18 protein-coding genes are annotated in these 19,018 nt (G+C 65.1%); 10 read left to right on the top strand and 8 right to left on the bottom strand.

All coding sequences use genetic code 11. The features are described from left to right. Positions 1-195 precede the first annotated feature (195 nt). A complete protein-coding gene (locus V0R62_RS11735) occupies positions 196-615 on the bottom strand; it encodes a RidA family protein (protein ID WP_330103837.1) in 420 nt (139 codons plus the stop codon). A gap of 159 nt (positions 616-774) precedes the next feature. Between V0R62_RS11735 and V0R62_RS11730 the strand changes: the two genes are divergently transcribed. Beyond that, a complete protein-coding gene (locus V0R62_RS11730; RefSeq protein WP_330103836.1) occupies positions 775-1,524 on the top strand; it encodes an SIR2 family NAD-dependent protein deacylase in 750 nt (249 codons plus the stop codon). 44 nt (positions 1,525-1,568) lie between these two features. Here V0R62_RS11730 and V0R62_RS11725 read toward each other — a convergent pair whose 3' ends face one another. Beyond that, complete coding sequence (locus V0R62_RS11725; protein ID WP_330103835.1) at positions 1,569-2,036, bottom strand: FAD/FMN-containing dehydrogenase; 468 nt, start codon at positions 2,034-2,036, stop codon at positions 1,569-1,571. A 61-nt stretch (positions 2,037-2,097) separates the two neighbouring features. Then, positions 2,098-2,712: a LysE family translocator gene (locus tag V0R62_RS11720; RefSeq protein WP_186733125.1), complete on the bottom strand. Its 615-nt coding sequence runs from the start codon at positions 2,710-2,712 to the stop codon at positions 2,098-2,100. A gap of 112 nt (positions 2,713-2,824) precedes the next feature. On the opposite strand from V0R62_RS11720, the gene V0R62_RS11715 reads away from it, so the two are divergent. From V0R62_RS11715 to V0R62_RS11705, 3 genes are all read left to right on the top strand, one after another. Next, positions 2,825-3,277 (top strand): Lrp/AsnC family transcriptional regulator, encoded by a 453-nt coding sequence (locus V0R62_RS11715; protein ID WP_330103834.1) that lies wholly within the window; start codon positions 2,825-2,827, stop codon positions 3,275-3,277. A gap of 307 nt (positions 3,278-3,584) precedes the next feature. After that, complete coding sequence (locus V0R62_RS11710) at positions 3,585-4,997, top strand: purine-cytosine permease family protein (RefSeq protein WP_330103833.1); 1,413 nt, start codon at positions 3,585-3,587, stop codon at positions 4,995-4,997. Positions 4,998-5,167: 170 nt separating this feature from the next. Beyond that, positions 5,168-6,520, top strand: coding sequence for an SPFH domain-containing protein (locus V0R62_RS11705; RefSeq protein ID WP_330103832.1), 1,353 nt, complete (start codon positions 5,168-5,170; stop codon positions 6,518-6,520). A gap of 198 nt (positions 6,521-6,718) precedes the next feature. On the opposite strand, the gene V0R62_RS11700 is transcribed toward V0R62_RS11705, so the two are convergent. Then, positions 6,719-7,948 carry an acyl-CoA dehydrogenase gene (locus V0R62_RS11700; protein ID WP_062360997.1) on the bottom strand — a complete coding sequence of 410 codons (1,230 nt, stop codon included), beginning with the start codon at positions 7,946-7,948 and terminating at the stop codon, positions 6,719-6,721. 139 nt (positions 7,949-8,087) lie between these two features. On the opposite strand from V0R62_RS11700, the gene V0R62_RS11695 reads away from it, so the two are divergent. Next, on the top strand, positions 8,088-9,029 hold the full coding sequence (locus V0R62_RS11695; RefSeq protein WP_028691447.1) for a LysR family transcriptional regulator: 942 nt from the start codon (positions 8,088-8,090) through the stop codon (positions 9,027-9,029). Positions 9,030-9,074: 45 nt separating this feature from the next. Beyond that, the gene (locus V0R62_RS11690) at positions 9,075-9,293 is read left to right on the top strand and encodes a DUF2970 domain-containing protein (RefSeq protein ID WP_330103831.1); all 219 of its coding nucleotides are present in this window, start codon (positions 9,075-9,077) and stop codon (positions 9,291-9,293) included. Between the two features lie 440 nt (positions 9,294-9,733). Here the strand turns inward: V0R62_RS11690 and V0R62_RS11685 are convergent, their stop codons facing one another. Then, positions 9,734-10,810 (bottom strand): ABC transporter substrate-binding protein, encoded by a 1,077-nt coding sequence (locus V0R62_RS11685; protein WP_330103830.1) that lies wholly within the window; start codon positions 10,808-10,810, stop codon positions 9,734-9,736. Positions 10,811-11,027: 217 nt separating this feature from the next. Here V0R62_RS11685 and V0R62_RS11680 point away from each other — a divergent pair, with 217 nt between their 5' ends. Together V0R62_RS11680 and V0R62_RS11675 are read left to right on the top strand one after the other, a co-directional pair. Continuing rightward, on the top strand, positions 11,028-12,680 hold the full coding sequence (locus V0R62_RS11680; protein ID WP_186714070.1) for a nitrite/sulfite reductase: 1,653 nt from the start codon (positions 11,028-11,030) through the stop codon (positions 12,678-12,680). Next, positions 12,664-13,158 (top strand): DUF934 domain-containing protein, encoded by a 495-nt coding sequence (locus V0R62_RS11675; RefSeq protein ID WP_028691443.1) that lies wholly within the window; start codon positions 12,664-12,666, stop codon positions 13,156-13,158. Before V0R62_RS11680 ends, V0R62_RS11675 begins: the two co-directional genes overlap by 17 nt. A 65-nt stretch (positions 13,159-13,223) precedes the next feature. On the opposite strand, the gene V0R62_RS11670 is transcribed toward V0R62_RS11675, so the two are convergent. Next, on the bottom strand, positions 13,224-14,084 hold the full coding sequence (locus V0R62_RS11670; protein WP_330103829.1) for an AraC family transcriptional regulator: 861 nt from the start codon (positions 14,082-14,084) through the stop codon (positions 13,224-13,226). Positions 14,085-14,392: 308 nt separating this feature from the next. Here V0R62_RS11670 and dkgB point away from each other — a divergent pair, with 308 nt between their 5' ends. Both dkgB and V0R62_RS11660 read left to right on the top strand, forming a co-directional pair. Then, positions 14,393-15,196 carry a 2,5-didehydrogluconate reductase DkgB gene (gene dkgB, locus V0R62_RS11665; protein ID WP_330103828.1) on the top strand — a complete coding sequence of 268 codons (804 nt, stop codon included), beginning with the start codon at positions 14,393-14,395 and terminating at the stop codon, positions 15,194-15,196. 58 nt (positions 15,197-15,254) lie between these two features. Then, positions 15,255-16,436 (top strand): MFS transporter, encoded by a 1,182-nt coding sequence (locus V0R62_RS11660; RefSeq protein WP_203652312.1) that lies wholly within the window; start codon positions 15,255-15,257, stop codon positions 16,434-16,436. 106 nt (positions 16,437-16,542) lie between these two features. On the opposite strand, the gene ahpF is transcribed toward V0R62_RS11660, so the two are convergent. Then, the gene (gene ahpF, locus V0R62_RS11655) at positions 16,543-18,105 is read right to left on the bottom strand and encodes an alkyl hydroperoxide reductase subunit F (protein ID WP_330103827.1); all 1,563 of its coding nucleotides are present in this window, start codon (positions 18,103-18,105) and stop codon (positions 16,543-16,545) included. A 124-nt stretch (positions 18,106-18,229) separates the two neighbouring features. Beyond that, positions 18,230-18,793 (bottom strand): alkyl hydroperoxide reductase subunit C, encoded by a 564-nt coding sequence (gene ahpC / locus V0R62_RS11650; RefSeq protein WP_279807573.1) that lies wholly within the window; start codon positions 18,791-18,793, stop codon positions 18,230-18,232. Between the last annotated feature and the right edge of the window lie 225 nt (positions 18,794-19,018).

Genomic DNA, 19,018 nt, shown 5'->3' with positions numbered 1-19,018 from the left:
TGAGTCTACCAGCCCATCGTGGACGAAGGTCTTGCACGATGGTTTGGGCTGCCCCCTGTAGGAGCGGCCTTGTGTCGCGAATGGGCCGCAAAGCGGCCCCGGCGATCTTTGCATCAACGCTGAGACCCTGGGGCCGCTTCGCAGCCCTTTCGCGACACAAGACCGCTTACACAGGGATTGTGCAGGGCCGATCGCTCACGCCTCAGGCAACGCCGCCACCGCATCCACTTCCACCAGCATCCCATCCAGCGCCAGGCGCGGGACCGGAATCAGCGTGCAGGTCGGCGTCATACTGCCATCCCAGGCGCGATCGGCCTCGGCCACCCACTGGCTCAGGCGCGCCTCGGAATGGTCGACCACCAGCAAGGTGAGCTTGAACACGTGCTCGAGGGTGGCCCCACGGGAGGCCAGGGCAATCTTCAGGTTCGCCAGGGCCTGGCGCGCCTGCTCGTCGAAACGCGCCGACAGGTTGCCCTGCAGGTCTTCGCCACCCTGCCCGGCGATGTACAGCAGGCGGCTGCCGGCACGCACCTCGGCGACATGGGAATAGGCATTGCCACTGGGGTCGTAGAGGCCTTCGGGGTTGCTCAGGGCGAAGGCGGCTGGCTGGGTCATGGTATCGCTCCGTCGATGGAATGAGCGGCCGAGTATCAGACCTCAGGTTAAGTCGAGGTCAAGGCCTCGATTCGCCACTGCCTTCACCGGCTTCGAGCTTGTCGCCCTCCCGCCCCACTGGCACAGTGGGCGCCCCCGCACCGCCGTACTGGAGCCCCCATGCCGTTCGACCCGACATTGCTCGCCCAAGCCCGCCACGTAGTGGTGTTCACCGGCGCCGGCGTCTCAGCGGAAAGTGGCATCGCCACCTTCCGCGACAAGCTGACCGGGCTGTGGGAGCGCTTCGACCCGGCGCAGTTGGCCAGCGCCGAAGGTTTTCGCGCCGACCCGGCGCTGGTCTGGGGCTGGTACCAGATGCGCCGCGCCGGGATCGCCCAGGCCACGCCCAACCCCGCCCACCTGGCCATCGCCGCGCTGGCGGCGCGGGTGCCGAAACTGACCCTGGTGACGCAGAACGTCGACGACCTGCACGAGCGCGCCGGCAGCCACGACGTGCTGCATTTGCATGGGCGGCTGGACGCGTTCCGCTGCCTGGACTGCTCACGCCCGGCGGACGGGCCTGTGGCCCTGCCCGAGGACGCCCTGCAAGGCCGGCGCATCGAGCCACCGCGCTGCAGCCTTTGCGCCGGGCCGCTGCGGCCCGGGGTGGTGTGGTTCGGCGAGATGTTGCCGGAGCAGACACTGGAGCGGGCATTCGACGCCGCGCAGCAGTGCGACCTGCTGTTGTCGGTGGGAACGTCCGGCGTGGTGCAGCCGGCGGCCTCGATTCCACGGCTGGCGCTGGCGGCGGGGGCGACGGTGGTGCATGTCAATCCGCAGCCTGCGAGCGAGGGGCATCAGCGGGAATTCACCTTGGCCGGCAAGGCGGGCGAGGTACTGCCTGAATTGATGCGCCAGGCATTTTCCTGAGTCTGCCGCACTGTCGCTGACGGCCCCGTCGCGGGGCCTTCGGTTCAGTGGCTGGCCTGCTCCAGCGCCGCTTTCAGGTCATCGGCAGCGGCATAGGTCTTCTGTCCGACCAATACGCCGTTGTCCAGCGAGAGCCACAGCACCTTGCCCTCCTCCCCGGCATACCGAGTGGCGACCTGGCCTTCACGGTCCAGCAGCACCCGGTAGCTGTAGTCGCGCATCGCCGGGATGGCGAACAGCTTGCTGATCAGCGCCGGCATGCGCTGGATATCCGCGACGAACACCGCATTGCGCGCCTCCAGGTAGCCCTTGGGTTGCTCGGCCAGGGCCGCCTTCACCAGCTTGGCGCCGTCCATGTCGCGGGCGACCAGCAGGATGCGGGTGTCGCTGACCAGGCTGTAGGGCTGGTCGTACTGGTCGAGCAGGGTCCAGGGTGCGAGGGTTTCTCCTGTCTGCACGGCATGGGCCAGCAACGGAAGCAGGCTGAGCAGGAGTGCGGCGGCGTATTTCATGGTTGGCGATTCCGATTCATGAGGGCCGTCAGCATAGCCCAAGCCGCCGCCGTTGACAGGCTCAGCGCAATTGCCCGGCAATCAGCCCCACGGCGATCAGGATCATCACACCGCCGGACAACCGCCCCACCACCCGCGCCGCCGCGGGCCGGGTGCGCAGCACGGCCTTGGCGCCGTAGCCAACCATCAGGTAGATCACCAGCGAGCTGCCCAGGTGCACCAGCCCCAGCAGCAGGATCTGCAACGGCAGCGGCCAGCTCGACTGCGGGTCAGTGAACTGTGGCAGCAACGCCAGGAACAGCAGGAAGACCTTGGGGTTGAGCCCGCTGACGCACAAGCCCTTGAACGCCCAGCGCGACCCCGAATCGCGCTCGCCGCCCTCGCCCGCCTCGGGCACCGACGGGCTCAACAGCAGGTTGCCGCCCAGCCACAGCAGGTAGAGGCAACCGGCCAGGGTGAGCAGGGTCAGCGCCAGCGGATGGCCGGCGAGCAGGCTGCCGACCCCGGCCGCCACCACCAGGGTGACGAGGAAATGCCCGGACAGCATGCCGGCCACCGCCGGCACCACCCAGCGCCCGCGCATGCCGGCCGAGATGGCATAGGCCCAGTCGGCACCGGGGGTGATCACGAACAGCAGGGAAACGGCCCAGAACGCCGCCAACACACTCATGGTCATATCGACCCTTCCTTTCACACAGGTTTCGGTGAAAGAAAGACTACGGATATCGCCTGGGGATTTTCTTTCGTATATTCCCTCTACCAAGCCAAACACTGGAAGATTCTCCCCCATGGACCGAACTGATCGAAAGATCCTTGCCGAGCTGCAAAAAGACGGGCGCCTGTCGGTCACCGAGCTGGCAGAGCGCGTGGGCCTGAGCCTGTCGCCCTGCCACCGCCGCCTCAAGGCGCTGGAGGAATCCGGCGCCATCCTCGGTTACCACGCCCGCCTGGCCCCGGCGGCCCTGGGCCTGAACTTCGCCGCGCTGGTGTTCGTCACCCTGCGCGAAGTGACCCGCCAGCCGGTGGCGGACTTCGAGGCGGCGCTCGGGGACATTCCACAGATCATCGAGGCCCAGCGCCTGTTCGGTGATCCGGACTACCTGCTGCACGTCGTGGCCAAGGACCTGCCCGCGTTCCAGAAGCTATACGACGAACAGCTGACCAGCATTCCCAATGTCAAACGCCTGAGCTCGACACTGGTGATGAAGGAGGTGATCCAGGACCGGTTGTTGCCGATGTAGATAGCCTGGCCGAGCGGTTCTTGCCTGCACCGGTAATGCTCATACCGCACCATCGCTGCGCACCCGAAACCATCCGCAGTCCCTGCAACCCACCTGCCTCAAGGCCTCCCACCACTTGGCACCGTCCTTGCTCCAGTCCCCCGCTTAACCTTTTGCCAGCCTTAGGTTTTTTAAGGTTCATGAGCACAAATTTACTAATTTCTCGATACCCGCCCGCCCCGCATCATCGCTCCAACAAGAACGCGTCGCCCCTTGCCGGCACGCACCCGGGCCTCCCCCGATGCCCCACCTTGCCTTGGAGTCAGTCATGACCAGTGCAGCCAATTCGGCACCCCTCATCGAGAAACACACGATCGGCTACGTGCCGCCGCAAGACCGCCATGGAAAGGTAAGGGATCTGTTCACATTGTGGTTCGGCGGCAACATCGCGCCTTTGCCCATCGTCACCGGCGCGCTGGGCGTGCAGCTGTTCCACCTCAACCTGGTCTGGGGCATCGTCGCCATCCTCGTCGGCCACCTGGTCGGGGGCGTGCTCATGGCCCTGCACTCGGCCCAAGGCCCGCAGATGGGCATCCCGCAGATGATCCAGAGCCGTGCCCAGTTCGGCTCGCTCGGCGCCCTGCTGGTGGTGGTGATCGCCGGGGTCATGTACATCGGCTTCTTCGCCTCCAACATCGTGCTGGCCGGCAAGTCGCTGCACGGCGTGGTCGACAGCGTGCCGGTGCCGGTGGGCATCGTCATCGGCGCCCTGGGCTCGGGCATCATCGGCATCATCGGCTACCGCTTCATCCACGTGCTCAACCGCATCGGCACCTGGGTGCTGGGCATCGGCATCGTGGTCGGCTTCGGCTACATCTTCAGCCATGTGCAGAGCGACGACTTCCTCACCCGCGGCGACTTCAACCTGGCCGGCTGGCTGGCCACCGTGTCGCTGGCGGCGCTGTGGCAGATCGCCTTCGCCCCTTACGTGTCGGACTACTCGCGCTACCTGCCGGCCGACGTGAAGGTGTCCTCGACCTTCTGGACCACCTACCTGGGCTCGGCCCTGGGCTCGAGCCTGTCGTTCATCTTCGGCGCGGTCGCGGTGCTGGCGATCCCGGCCGGGATGGACACCATGGACGCGGTCAAGCTCGCCACCGGCACCCTCGGCCCGCTGATGCTGGTGCTGTTCCTGCTCAGCGTGATCAGCCACAACGCCCTCAATCTGTACGGCGCGGTGCTGTCGATCATCACCCTGGTGCAGACCTTCGCCTACCGCTGGATCCCTACCGCCAAGAGCCGCGCCGTGCTGTCGCTGATCGTCCTGGCCGCCTGCTGTGTGGTGGCGGTGTTCGCCTCGGCGGACTTCATCGGCCACTTCGTCGACATGGTGCTGGTGCTGCTGGTGGTGCTGGTGCCGTGGACGGCGATCAACCTGATCGACTTCTATGTCATCCACAAGGGCGACTACGACATCGACTCGATCTTCAAGGTCGACGGCGGCATCTACGGCCGCTACAACCCCCAGGCGCTGATCGCCTACGCGGTGGGCATCGCGGTGCAGATCCCGTTCATGAACACGCCGCTGTATGTCGGGCCGGTGTCCGTGCACATCAATGGCGCCGACCTGTCGTGGCTGGTGGGGCTGGCAATCACCTCGCCGCTGTACTGGTGGCTGGCCAGTCGCGACAGCGCGTATCGCCGTCGCCAGGTGAGTGCAAAGCTGGCGGCGGGGGTCTGAATCCGCCGGGTTGATGATCGACAGGAAGACCCGCCGCAGCGGGTCTTCTGCCATTGCCAGGCATGCTCACGGCTCATCAAGAAACGTCCTACATCGCAAGCGGACCCAGCTGACTACTCCAGGCAAAACACCTTGGCGAGCATACGCACTTCCCGCACAAGGAGTGTCCCATGCAAAAATTGCCAGCCCCCGACTTCACGGTCCTGCGCAAGAAACGCAAGCTGATTGCCGCCATCGTCCTGCCGGTGCTTGCCCTCGGCGCCATCGCCGCCGTGTTCAACGAAGTGTTCTTCTACAACGAAGCGGGCCAGATGACCCACGTGCGCACGATCTTCGGCGAGGAAAAGGTGGTCGAGGATGTCGGCTACGCGACCAAGTGGTTCGGCCGCAGCACGGTCTGGCGGCGCACCATTGGCGTCCAGTCCGCCCTGCGGGTGGACAACCAGGAGGACAACCGCGGCGGACAACCCTCGGTGATCCTGGAAAACCTGCCGATCGTGTTCCTCGGCAACGTCGATGCCAAGGCCGAATTCAGCACCCAGTTCCGTCTGCCCTCGGGCGATGCCTTCCTGAAGATTGCCCAGGAGTACCGCACCCCCGACAATTTCCTGCAGCGCGCCCTGCTGCCGGCCGTCAAGGAAACCCTGCAGGCCACCGCTTCGCTGATGAGCGCCGATGACTACTACGCCGGCAACCGCAGCCATTTCGGCGCCGAGTTCGAGAACCAGCTGCGCAATGGCCTGTACCTGACCAGCCGCAAGGAGATTCGCGTGCAGCGCGACAACCTGCCGGCACAGACCGCGATACTTCAGTCGGGCACCGACCAGGGCAGCTTCGGCGACAACTCCGCGACCCGCTTCGTCATCGAAAAGAAGCTCGACAAGGATGGCCAGGAACTGCGCAAGCAACAGCAGTTCCGACTGTTCGGCGTCGAGGTCGTCGATGCCCGGGTGACGCACATCGACCCCAACCCGCAGTACCAGGAACGCATGGTGAGGGTGCAGCAGGCCCTGGCCGAACTGGCCGTGGCCCGGCAGAACCGGCTCAAGGAGGAGGAAGAGAAAGAGCTGGTCTCCGCCCGCGGCGCCAAGGACGACGAGGCCAAGCGCCAGGAAAGCCTGCGCCAGCAGATCGAACGGACCACCGAAGCCGAGACTGAGAAGCAGCTCACGCTGATCAATGCCGAACGGGAAAAGCGCCGGGCCGAGATCGACAAGCAAACCGCCGAGCTGCTCCGTGACAAAGCCAAGGTCAACGCCGAGGCCACCAAGATCACGGCCGACGCAGAAGCCTACGCTCGCGAGGCCTCGCTCAAGGCCGACGGCGCCCTGCAGACCAAGCTCGACGCCCTGGTGCAGATCAACCGCGCCTGGGCCAACGCAGCAGCCCAGGCGCCGGTGCCCAGCGTGATGATGGGAGGCTCAGACGCGGGGCTTGGTCGTCAGGACGAGATGGGCAAACTGATGAGCGTGCTCGCGACCAAGGCGGCGAAGGATCTGGTGCTGGACCTCAAGACGCCTTGAGTAAACACGCCCCGCATGGGTACCTGAAACTCTACCAATGCGGGGTGTGCTGTTCGGACCGGTATACTGTGCGAAGAGCAAGAAACTAGCAGCACTTTTCTCCTGTCGAGGGCAACAAGTCCCAGCTCGGGAAACGCCCTACATCAAAGCGCGAAACCTCCCCCATAGAATGGTCAGAGGAGGCTTCCTTTCGTTGCATCAATGCCCGCTACGCAACATCTCCTTCGGCACATACTTGCCAATCTCATACTTGCCGATCGCCGCCCGGTGCACTTCATCCGGTCCGTCGGCCAGGCGCAGGGTGCGTTGCATCGCATACATGTACGCCAGCGGGAAATCACCGCTCACCCCGGCCCCGCCATGGATCTGGATGGCCCGGTCGATCACCTTGAGCGCAACATTCGGCGCCACCACTTTGATCTGGGCGATCTCGCTGCGCGCCACCTTGTTGCCGACGGTGTCCATCATGTAGGCGGCCTTCAGGGTCAGCAGGCGGGCCATGTCGATCTCCATCCGTGAGTCGGCGATCTTGTCGACGTTGCCCCCCAGCCGCGCCAGGGGCCGGCCAAAGGCGGTGCGCTCGACCGAGCGCTTGCACATAAGCTCCAGGGCGCGTTCGGCCATGCCGATCGAGCGCATGCAGTGGTGGATGCGGCCTGGGCCGAGGCGGCCCTGGGCGATCTCGAAGCCACGGCCCTCACCCAGGAGCACGTTTTCATAAGGCACACGCACATTCTCGAACAGCACCTCGGCATGGCCGTGGGGCGCGTCGTCGTAGCCGAACACCGGCAGCGGGCGGACGATCTTCACCCCGGGCGCGTCGGTGGGCACCAGGATCATCGAGTGCTGCTGGTGGCGCTGGCCGTCCGGGTTGGACAGGCCCATGAAGATCATCACCTTGCAGCGCGGGTCGCAGGCGCCGGAAGTCCACCACTTGCGGCCGTTGATCACCCATTCGTCACCGTCGCGCACAGCGGTGGCGGCCATGTTGGTGGCGTCCGAGGAGGCCACGTCCGGCTCGGTCATGGCGAACGCCGAGCGGATCTCGCCGCGCAGCAGCGGCTCGAGCCACTGGCGTTTCTGCGCCTCGCTGCCGTAGCGCACCAGCACTTCCATGTTGCCGGTGTCCGGCGCCGAACAGTTGAACGGCTCGGGCCCCAGTAGCGAGCGGCCCATGATCTCGGCCAGTGGCGCGTACTCGAGGTTGGTCAGCCCCGCGCCGTACTCCGATTCCGGCAGGAACAGGTTCCACAGTCCTTCGGCGCGGGCCTTGGCCTTGAGCTCCTCGACAATCGCGGTGGGCTGCCAGCGGTCGCCCTCGGCGACCTGGCGCTCGAACACCGGCTCGGCCGGGTAGACGTATGCATCCATGAATGCGCTGACGCGCTCGCGCAGTGCCTGGACCTTGGGCGAATAGGCGAAATCCATCGGGGCTACCTTCAGTCAATGAAGAACATGGACCTGAGCCTAGAACAGCCACCCTTCATCCACCTAGTCTATTTTCTACGTGTATAAACATTCATAACCAATATATGATCACCCGATAACTCCAACAAAGAGCGGCGCCATGAACCTCAGCAAGGTCGACCTCAACCTGTTCATCGTCTTCGACGCCATCTACACCGAAGCCAACCTGACCCGCGCCGGGCAGATCGTCGGCATCACCCAGCCGGCGGTGTCCAACGCCCTGTCGCGCCTGCGCGAGACCTTCAACGACCCGCTGTTCGTGCGCACCGCGCAGGGCATGGTGCCCACGCCCATGGCGCAGAACATCATCGGCCCGGTGCGCAACGCGCTGTCGCTGCTACGCACCTCGGTGCAGGAAAGCCGCATCTTCACCCCGCTGCAGGCCAGCAAGACCTTCCGCATCAGCATGACCGACCTCACCGAGGCGGTGATCCTGCCGCCGCTGTTCCAGCGCCTGCGTCGCCTGGCCCCGGCGCTGGTGATCGAGAGCTTCCTGTGCAAACGCCGCGAGACCACCAAGGAACTGGCCGCCGGGCGCCTGGACTTCGCCGTCGACGCGCCGCTGAACACCGACCCGCAGGTGCGCCACGTCAAGCTGATGCAGGACCGCTACGTCTGCGCCATGCGCCCCGGCCATCCGCAGGCCGACGGCAAGCTGACCCTGGACAGCTACCTGGCCATGACGCATATCCATATCTCCAGCCGCCGCAACGGCCTGGGCTATGTCGACCTGGCCCTGGGCAAGATGGGCGTGCAGCGCCGTGTCGCGCTGCGCTCGCAGCATTACCTGATGGCCTCGCAGGTGCTGCAGCAGACCGACATGGTGATGACCGTGCCCGAGCGCTTCGCCCGCCGCCATCAGTTGCGTCACCAGCCGCTGCCAGTGGAGGTGCCAGCGCTGGAGACCCACCTGTACTGGCACGAAAGCACCGACCAGGACCCGGCCAACCGCTGGATGCGCGAGCAGATCATCGAGCTGTGCGAACGGGTGGTGGCCCAGGATGAGCAGGAACAAGCGGATTCGTCCATGGCCTCGGCCTGAGTCGCCTACACTGTGGGTGATTGCCTCTTAACCAGGGAGCCACTCATGGACGATCGCCAACACGGCAAGCCACCGACCTTCTGGCAGATGCTGCAGAGCATCCTCGCCGCCGCCTTCGGTGTGCAGAGCGGCAAGAACCGCGCCCGCGACTTCACCTACGGCAAGGCCAGCCATTTCATCGTGATGGGGACGCTGTTCACGCTGATCTTCATCTTCGTGCTGATCGGCCTGGTGCAGCTGGCGCTGCACCTGACGGCGCGCTAGCCGCGCGAGGGCCAGGCCCTGCACAAATCCCTGTAGGAGCGGCCTTGTGTCGCGATAGGGCCGCAAAGCGGCCCCGGCAATTGATGCATCAAGCTCAAACCCTGGGGCCGCTTCGCGCCCCTTTCGCGACACAAGGCCGCTCCTACAGGGGACTACATTAGCCGACCCAAACGCAACCCGCCCGCGGATATCCCTTCCGCGGGCGGTTCAGGTGTGACTCACGGTCTCGAGTAGTTTTCCGCTACTGATGGCTGACCCAGTACACCGCAGTGACCACCACCAGCACGATCAGACACAGGATCGCCCAGGCATCGACACTGCTGTCAGCTTTGCGGACCTTGGTAGAGTTTCCCATTGCATTGCCTCTTGTAGTGGTTATGGGAATGCACTTCACAAGCAGCAGTTAAGTCCAGCAATGCCCTTCCCTCAAGCAGGGTCTTTCAATAGTCGACGGGTGACGTGAGGAAGGGGTAGCGAAAGTCCGTCGGCCTGCCCTCGGCACTGAAACGGTGGAAGTCGATGCCGTGGTTGTCCTGTTCCAGCAGCTTGAGCCAGCGTCGGGCCTTGTCCGCATCGATCAGTTGCAAGGCCGGCACGCTATGTTCCCGCTGGCCGTCGCGATCCACCGACAGCCCCTGGGCGTCGTCGTGCAACATGACCATGGCCCAGCCGCCCAGGGTGAAATGCCCGCCCATCAGCACGCTCAGGCGTCCATCTATCCGCGCCCGCAGGGCCTCGGGCGAGCTGTTAACCGCACTGAACAGGGCATCGCGCCCTGGCACCTTACCCAGCCCCTCGTACGCCTGCATGGCGCCGAACGCCATCTGGTCGTTGGCCGACCACACCAGGCGCGTGTCGGGGTAACGCTCCAGCAGCATCTGCGCCTGCTCGAAGGCGCGCTGGCGGCTCCAGCCGCCGTACACCACCTGGCGCAGGCGCACCTGGGGAAACTCCGCCAGCGCCCGGCGCATGCCCTGCACGCGCAACTGCGAGGCCGGCGTGGTCTTGACCCCGGCGAAAGCCAGCAGATCAACCGGCCCCGCGTCAGCCGGCAGCTGCGCCGCCATCGCCTTGAGCATCTGGTAGCCGGCCTCCTCGTCGTTGCTGACCAGGGTACCGAGCACTTCGGGGTACTTGTCCGGCTGCGCCTGGATGCTGTGCGCCTGGCTGTCGGTGAGGCCGTTGTTGACCAGGAACAGCTTGACCCCGGTGCCCCGCGACAGGCGGATGATCTCCGGCGCGACATACTGCTCGTTGACCAGCACCAGGTAGTCCGGGCGCTGCGGTCCTTGCAGCACCTCGCGGGCCTGGGTCAGCGCGAGGTCGGCGCGGCGCTCGCTGTACCGCACGCGCAAGGCCATGCCCAGGTCGTTGGCGGCGGCCTGCATGAAGCGCGAGTAATCGACCCAGAACGTCTCGTTGGAATAGCCCGGGTTGAGGAACACCACGGACGCGGCCTGTGCGCTCGCTGCCAGTGGCAGGCTCAGGCACAGGCTCTGGCACAAGGCCTTGAGCATGCTGTTACTTCCCTGCGGAGCAAACCCCGGATTATAGCGCCGCGATGTACCGGCGCGGACAAATGCCAGTCAGTCTCACTTAGTCCAAATGGTTCTTTTCATATGCAAAAACATCACTTTAGCGCATAAACCCACTCTGCTATCGTGCCTCGGCTCCGACCCGGAGTGCGCGGCCGTGCGCGCGATTAGCTGCATGCTAGCCTGAGACAGGACTTATATGTACGTATACGACGAGTACGATCAGCGGATCATCGAGGACCGCGTCAAGCAGTTCCGTGATCAGACCCGCCGCTACCTGGCCGGTGAGCTGAGCGAAGAAGAATTCCGCCCTCTGCGCCTGCAGAACGGCCTGTATATCCAACGTTTCGCGCCGATGCTGCGTGTCGCCGTGCCCTATGGCCAGCTGAACGCCCGCCAGACCCGCATGCTGGCGAAGATCGCCCGCGACTACGACAAGGGCTACGCGCACATCAGTACCCGCCAGAACGTGCAGTACAACTGGCCGGCGCTAGAAGACATCCCGGAGATCCTCGCGGAGCTGGCCACCGTGCAGATGCACGCGATCCAGACCAGCGGCAACTGCCTGCGCAACGTCACCACCGACCAGTTCGCCGGTGTCGCCGCAGACGAGCTGGTGGACCCGCGCCCGTGGTGCGAGATCGTCCGCCAGTGGACCACCTTCCACCCGGAATTCGCCTACCTGCCGCGCAAGTTCAAGATCGCCGTGAACGGTTCCAGCGACGACCGCGCCGCCATCGAAGTGCACGACATCGGCCTGGAGCCGGTGCGCAACGCCGCCGGTGAGCTGGGCTTCCGCGTGCTGGTCGGCGGCGGCCTGGGCCGTACTCCGGTGATCGGCTCGTTCATCAACGAGTTTCTGCCCTGGCAGGACCTGCTCAGCTACCTGGACGCCATCCTGCGCGTGTACAACCGTTACGGCCGCCGTGACAACAAGTACAAGGCGCGGATCAAGATCCTGGTCAAGGCCCTCACCCCGGAAGTGTTCGCCGAGAAGGTCGAGGCCGAGATGGCCCACCTGCGCGGCGGCAGCACCACCCTGACCGAGGACGAAGTGCAGCGCGTTGCCCGCCACTTCGTCGACCCTGACTACCTGGCACTGGAAAACGTCGACTACAGCGCCCTGGACCAGGAACACCCGGGCTTCGCCCGCTGGCGCTCGCGCAACACCCGCGCGCACAAAAAGCCGGGCTATGTTGCCGTGACCCTGTCGCTCAAGCCCACCGGCGTCGCCCCGGGCGACCTGACCGACAAGCAGCTCGACGCCGTCGCGGACTTCGCCGAACGCTACAGCTTCGGCTACCTGCGCACCTCCCACGAGCAGAACATCATCCTCGCCGACGTCGAGCAGCGTCAACTGCACGCCCTGTGGCTGGAACTGCGCGAGCAAGGCTTCGCCACCCCGAACATCGGCCTCTTGACCGACATCATCTGCTGCCCGGGCGGTGACTTCTGCTCGCTGGCCAACGCCAAGTCGATCCCGATCGCCGAATCCATCCAGCGCCGCTTCGACGACCTGGACTACCTGTTCGACATCGGCGAGCTCGACCTGAACATCTCCGGCTGCATGAACGCCTGCGGCCACCACCACGTCGGCCACATCGGCATCCTTGGCGTGGACAAGAAGGGCGAGGAGTTCTACCAGGTCTCGCTGGGCGGCAATGCCGCCCGCGACGCGAGCCTGGGCAAGATCCTTGGGCCCTCCTTCGCCCAGGACGACATGGCCGACGTGATCGAGAAGCTGATCAATGTGTACGTCGAGCAACGCACCGAAGACGAGCGCTTCATCGACACCTACCAGCGGATCGGCATCGACCCCTTCAAGGAACGCGTCTATGCAGCGAATCATTAAGAACAACCAGATCGTCGACGAAACCTGGCACCTGCTGCCCAAGGACGTCTCGATCGACGAACTGACCAACTGCGACGACTACATCGTGCCGCTGCAGCTGTGGCGCGATCATCCGAGCCTGCTCAAGGCCCGCGACGGCGGCCTGGGCATCTGGCTGGACAGCGACGAGGAAGCCGAGGAAATCGGCGAAGACGTCGAGCACTTCCAGGTCATCGCCCTGAACTTCCCGGCCTTCACCGACGGGCGCAACTACTCCAACGCGCGCCTGCTGCGTGACCGCTACAAGTTCAAGGGCGAGCTGCGCGCCATCGGCGACGTGCTGCGCGACCAGCTGTTCTACATGGCCCGCTGCGGCTTCGACGCATTCGCCATCCGTGCCGACAAGGACCCGGAAGACGCGCTGCAGAGCCTGAAGGACTTCTCGGTGACCTACCAGGGTGCCACCGACGAGCCGCTGCCGCTGTTCCGCCGGCGCTGATCGCTCCTGGCCAAACGCAACAGCCCGCCATCCGGCGGGCTGTTGCGTTTGGGGCTGACCGTGCTTTAGCGCAACGGCACGTAGATATCCGTCTGCCACTGCTCCAGCGGCGTCTGCGGGTAGATGCTCAGGTAATGGAAGAACAACGGATGATCACGCAGTTCCTCGCCACTGGCCGGCAGCCAGTCGCGGTAGAGCGGATAGATCGTCTCGCCGATATGGTCCGGCGAGCCGACATGCCGCACCACCGCGCAGCGCCCGGCGGGCAGGCTCGATTCCCGCACGCCCTGGGCGTTCGGCGCCACCGCCTCGTGGATTTCCCCGCAGATGGCAAAGCGGAAGTCTTCCGGCGCGGTGGTGTCCGGGTTGTTGTAGGGAATGCCGAAGCTGCGGCTGCTGGCCACGGGCGACTGCCCGCTGCTCATGCGCCAGTCGATGAAGTGGCGCACGGTGTCGCTGACCCGATTGGCCGGCCCACGGTGCTCGAGCGCGGCAAGGCGCACGGCGGCGAAATCGACGATTCGTACCTGCATGGTGATGCTCCTGGAAAAATGAGGAATGGCAAACACCGTATTCCAGACCTGCCAGTCGGGCCGGCGGCGGAACGCACTGGGCGCATGGCCGAAGGCCCGGCGAAACGCCCGGCTGAACGCTTCCGGGCTTTCGAAGCCCGCCTCCAGCGCCACCGCCAGCACCGAGTGGCCGGGCTGGCCGAGCAGCCGATGGGCCGCCCGGCGCAGGCGCATCAGCTGCACGTAGCGGGCAACCGGCACCCCCACGTAGGCGCTGAACTGGCGATGGAAGTGGAACGCCGAAAAGTGCGCCACCGCGCTCAGAGCCTCCACCGACAGATCGCCCTCCAGGTTGTCCTGGATATAGGCGAGCACGGCGTCGAAGCGGGACTTGTAATGGACGTTGACGGGCAAGGTCAGTGTGCTCCTGGAAATACGGCAGGCCACAGCTTCGTCGATCCGCGCTCGGGCCTGCCTAGCCGCATTTGCTCAATCACAACCGCCTGCAGATTTCCCATCATGCCGGATCCATCCCCCTGCCTGATACACCTATTGCCTGGCTTCCAATCACAACCCGCCCTCCCATTCATGACTCCAAGTCAAAGGACCTTGGCTTACCGGCGCCTTAATCAATCCCGCCGAACGGCGCACACTGCGCTCACCCGTCGAAGCCGACTCCCACTGTCCGGGCTTCGATTCCCTCACTCGACAGGAGTAGATCCATGAGTATTCCATCCTTCGGCCTGGGCACCTTCCGCCTTACTGGCCAGGCCGTCATCGACTCGGTCAAATCGGCGCTGGAACTGGGCTACCGCGCCATCGACACCGCGCAGATCTACAAGAACGAGGCCGAGGTCGGCCAGACCATCGCCGAAAGCGGCGTGCCGCGCGACGAGCTGTTCATCACCACCAAGATCTGGGTCGACCACTACGCCGCCGACAAGCTGATCCCCAGCCTGCGCGACAGCCTGGCCAAGCTACGCACCGACCATGTCGACCTGCTGCTGATCCACTGGCCGGCGCCGGGCAACGGCGTCGAGCTGCCCGAGTACATGCAGGCCCTGGCCGAGGCCAAGCGCCAGGGCCTGACCCGCCAGATCGGCATCTCCAACTTCAACATCGAGCTGACCCGCCAGGCCATCGCCGTGGTCGGCCAGGGCGAGATCGCCACCAACCAGATCGAGCTCAGCCCGTACCTGCAGAACCGCACGCTGACCGCTTTTCTCCAGGAGCAAGGCATCACCACCACCTCCTACATGACCCTGGCCTACGGCAAGGTGCTGAAGGATCCGCTGCTGGCCGAGATCGCCGCCAAGCACAAGGCCACCGTGGCCCAGGTGGCCCTGGCCTGGGCCTTGCAGCTAGGCTATGCGGTTATCCCATCGTCCACCAAGCGCGAAAACCTGGCCAGCAACCTGCTTGCCCAGAGCCTGCGCCTGGACGCCGACGACATGGCGCGCATCGCCACCCTGGAACGCAACGGCCGCGAAGTCAGCCCGGACGGCCTGGCGCCGGCCTGGGACTGATTCCTGCCGGGCATGGAAGCCCACTCTCCCGTTTTCAACCGCTTTTTCGGAGCTCCCAATGAGCACGCTTTCCCCCAAACGGGTGCTGTTCGCCCTGGCCATCGGCGCCTTCGGCATCGGCACCACCGAATTCACGCCCATGGGCCTGCTGCCGGTGATCGCCGATGGCGTGGGCGCCAGCATTCCCAGCGCGGGCATGCTGATCACCGCCTATGCCATCGGCGTGATGGTCGGCGCGCCGATCATGACCTTGCTGTTCAGCCGCTTCGGCAAGCGCGCCGCGCTGATGATGCTGATGGGCATCTTCACCGTCGGCAACCTGCTCTCGGCCCTGTCGCCGGACTACTACACCCTGCTGCTTTCGCGACTGATCACCAGCCTCAACCACGGCGCCTTCTTCGGCCTGGGCGCGGTGGTGGCCGCCAGCGTGGTACCCCGGGACAAGCAGGCCAGCGCCGTGGCTACCATGTTCATGGGCCTGACCATCGCCAACATCGGCGGCGTGCCGGCCGCCACCTGGCTCGGACAGCAGGTCGGCTGGCGCATGGCCTTCGCCGGCACCGCGGTGCTCGGCGTGCTGGCCATCGCGGCGCTGTGGTACGCCCTGCCCAAGGGCGAGCGCGGCAGCGTGCCCCATGTGCGCAAGGAACTGGCAGTGATCGCCCGCCCCAACGTGTTGCTGGCCATGGCCACCACGGTATTGGGTGCCGGCGCCATGTTCACCCTGTATACCTATGTCGCCCCGGTGCTGGCCGAGCTGACCGGCGCCTCCGACAGTTTCGTCACCCTCGGCCTGGTGCTGATCGGCGTCGGCTTCACCCTCGGCAACAGCCTGGGCGGCAAGCTGGCCGACTGGTCGCTGGACGGTGCCGCGCGGATCTTCCTCGGTGCGCTGGCGGCGATCATGCTGCTGATGCCACTGGTGCTGGGTAGCCATGTCGGCGCCGCGCTGGCCTTGCTGGTGTGGGGGATGTTCACCTTCGCCGTGGTGCCGCCGCTGCAGATGCGGGTGATGATCGCCGCAGCCGAGGCACCGGGGCTGGCGTCGTCGATCAACGTGGGCGCCTTCAACCTGGGCAATGCCGTCGGCGCCGCCCTGGGTGGCGCGGTGATCAGCCTGGACTTGGGCTACGCGGCGGTGCCGATGGCCGGTGGCCTGCTGGCGGCGACCGGGTTGCTGCTGGTGTGGCTGGGCGGGCGCGGCAAGGCCGCCGACGAGGCGCTGAGCAATCCAGCCTGACCGGGATCACCAACGCGGGGCGGGCTTGCCCCGCGATAGCCCCAACACAAAAACGCCGCCATTCCCGAAGGAATGGCGGCGTTTTCACGTCTACACCCTGCTACCGTCAGGCTGGCGCCGAAGTGCGGATCAGATGATCGAAGGCCGCCAACGACGCCTTGGCCCCCTCGCCCACGGCGATGACGATCTGCTTGTACGGCACCGTGGTCACGTCGCCAGCGGCGAACACGCCCGGGATACTGGTCTGGCCCTTGGCATCGACGATGATCTCGCCGCGCGGCGACAGCTCGACCGTGCCCTTGAGCCAGTCGGTGTTCGGCAGCAGGCCGATTTGCACGAAGATGCCTTCCAGCGCCAGGTCATGCAGCGTGTCGCTGGTGCGGTCCTTGTAGCGCAGGCCGGTGACCTTCTCGCCATCGCCGACCACTTCGGTGGTCAGCGCACTGGTGATCACCTTGACGTTCGGCAGGCTGTGCAGCTTGCGCTGCAGCACGGCATCGGCGCGCAGCTGGCTGTCGAACTCGATCAGGGTCACCTGGGCGACGACACCGGCCAGGTCGATGGCCGCTTCCACGCCGGAGTTGCCACCACCGATCACCGCCACGCGCTTGCCCTTGAACAGCGGGCCGTCGCAGTGCGGGCAGTAGGCCACGCCACGGGCGCGGTATTGCTGCTCGCCCGGCACGTTCATTTCACGCCAGCGGGCGCCGGTGGCGAGGATCACGGTCTTGGCCTTGAGCGAGGCGCCGCCGGCCAGTCGTACTTCGTGCAGGCCGCCATCGGTGGCCGGAATCAGCGCTTCGCCGCGTTGCAGGTTCATGATGTCGACGTCGTACTGCTTGACGTGCTCTTCCAGGGCCGTGGCCAGCTTCGGCCCTTCGGTCTCCTGCACCGAGATGAAGTTCTCGATCGCCAGGGTGTCGAGCACCTGACCGCCGAAGCGCTCGGCGGCGACACCGGTGCGGATGCCTTTACGGGCGGCGTAGATCGCGGCGGCGGCGCCAGCCGGGCCGCCCCCGACCACCAGCACGTCGAAGGCGTCCTTGGCGTTGATCTTCTCGGCCTGGCGAGCGCCGGCGTTGGTGTCGATCTTGCCGAGGATCTCTTCCAGGCCCATGCGACCCTGGCCGAACACTTCGCCGTTCAGGTAGATGCTCGGCACCGCCATGACCTTGCGGGCTTCGACTTCATCCTGGAACAGCGCGCCGTCGATGGCGACGTGGCGCACATTGGGGTTGAGCACCGCCATCAGGTTCAGCGCCTGGACCACGTCCGGGCAATTCTGGCACGACAGCGAGAAGTAGGTTTCAAAGGTGAATTCACCCTCCAGCGCCTGGATCTGCTCGATCAATTCGGCACTGGCCTTGGAGGGGTGACCGCCGACCTGCAGCAGCGCCAGCACCAGGGAGGTGAATTCGTGGCCCATGGGGATGCCGGCGAAGCGCAGGCTGATATCGCTCCCCGGGCGGTTCAGCGAGAACGAAGGACGACGGGTATCGTTGCCGTCCGCGCTGAAGGTAATGAGGTTCGACAGGCCGGCGATTTCCACCAGCAGGTCGTGCAGTTCGCGGGACTTCGCGCCGTCGTCGAGGGAGGCAACGATCTCGATCGGCTGGGTGACCCGCTCCAGGTAGGTTTTCAGTTGCGATTTAAGCGTGGCGTCCAACATACGGGCGATTCCTTTTTCAAAACTCGGATACAAAAACGCCCAGGCGAGATCGCCCGGGCGTTTTTACGGGGCGGTGACAACTTAGAAGTGGCGGTTGCTCACCGCCCGCATCTGACGCATGGCCTTAGATCTTGCCGACCAGGTCAAGGGACGGTGCCAGGGTGGCTTCGCCTTCTTTCCACTTGGCCGGGCAGACTTCGCCCGGGTGGGCGGCAACGTACTGGGCAGCCTTGACCTTGCGCAGCAGCTCGCTGGCGTCACGGCCTACACCGCCGTCGTTGATTTCGACGATCTTGATCTGACCTTCCGGGTTGATCACGAAGGTACCGCGATCGGCCAGGCCGGCTTCTTCGATCAGCACGTCGAAGTTGCGGGCGATGACGTGGGTCGGGTCACCGATCAGCGGGTACTTGATCTTGCCGATGGTGTCCGAGGTGTCGTGCCAGGCTTTGTGGGTGAAGTGGGTGTCGGTGGACACACCGTAGATTTCCACGCCCAGTTTCTGGAACTCGGCGTAGTTGTCAGCAAGGTCACCCAGTTCGGTCGGGCAGACGAAGGTGAAGTCGGCCGGGTAGAAGAACACGACGGACCACTTGCCTTTCAGGTCGGCTTCGCTGACCTGGACGAACTCGCCGTTGTGGTAGGCGGTGGCGTTGAACGGTTTGACCTGGCTGTTGATGATTGGCATGAGAGACGCTCCTTCATGGGTTGAATTCGGTTGACGGAGAGAATCCTAACCGCTGGTTCCGACGAAGGCTCATTGGCAAAGCTCATGCTGGTGATTGGTTTTGGCTATAAGGCGGGATTATTAATAGAAGGGATTGGGCTGAGCAAAGGATTGCGGGGGCAAAATGCATCGCGGGGCAAGCCCGCTCCCACCCAGGGAGCGGGTGACGCGGGGGGGCGGGCGTGC

Source organism: Pseudomonas carassii (assembly GCF_036324045.1).
In the GTDB taxonomy this organism is placed as follows: Bacteria; Pseudomonadota; Gammaproteobacteria; order Pseudomonadales; family Pseudomonadaceae; genus Aquipseudomonas; species Aquipseudomonas peradeniyensis.
Note: the sequence above shows the minus strand (reverse complement) of the source record. Positions and strands in the feature narration are given on the sequence as shown.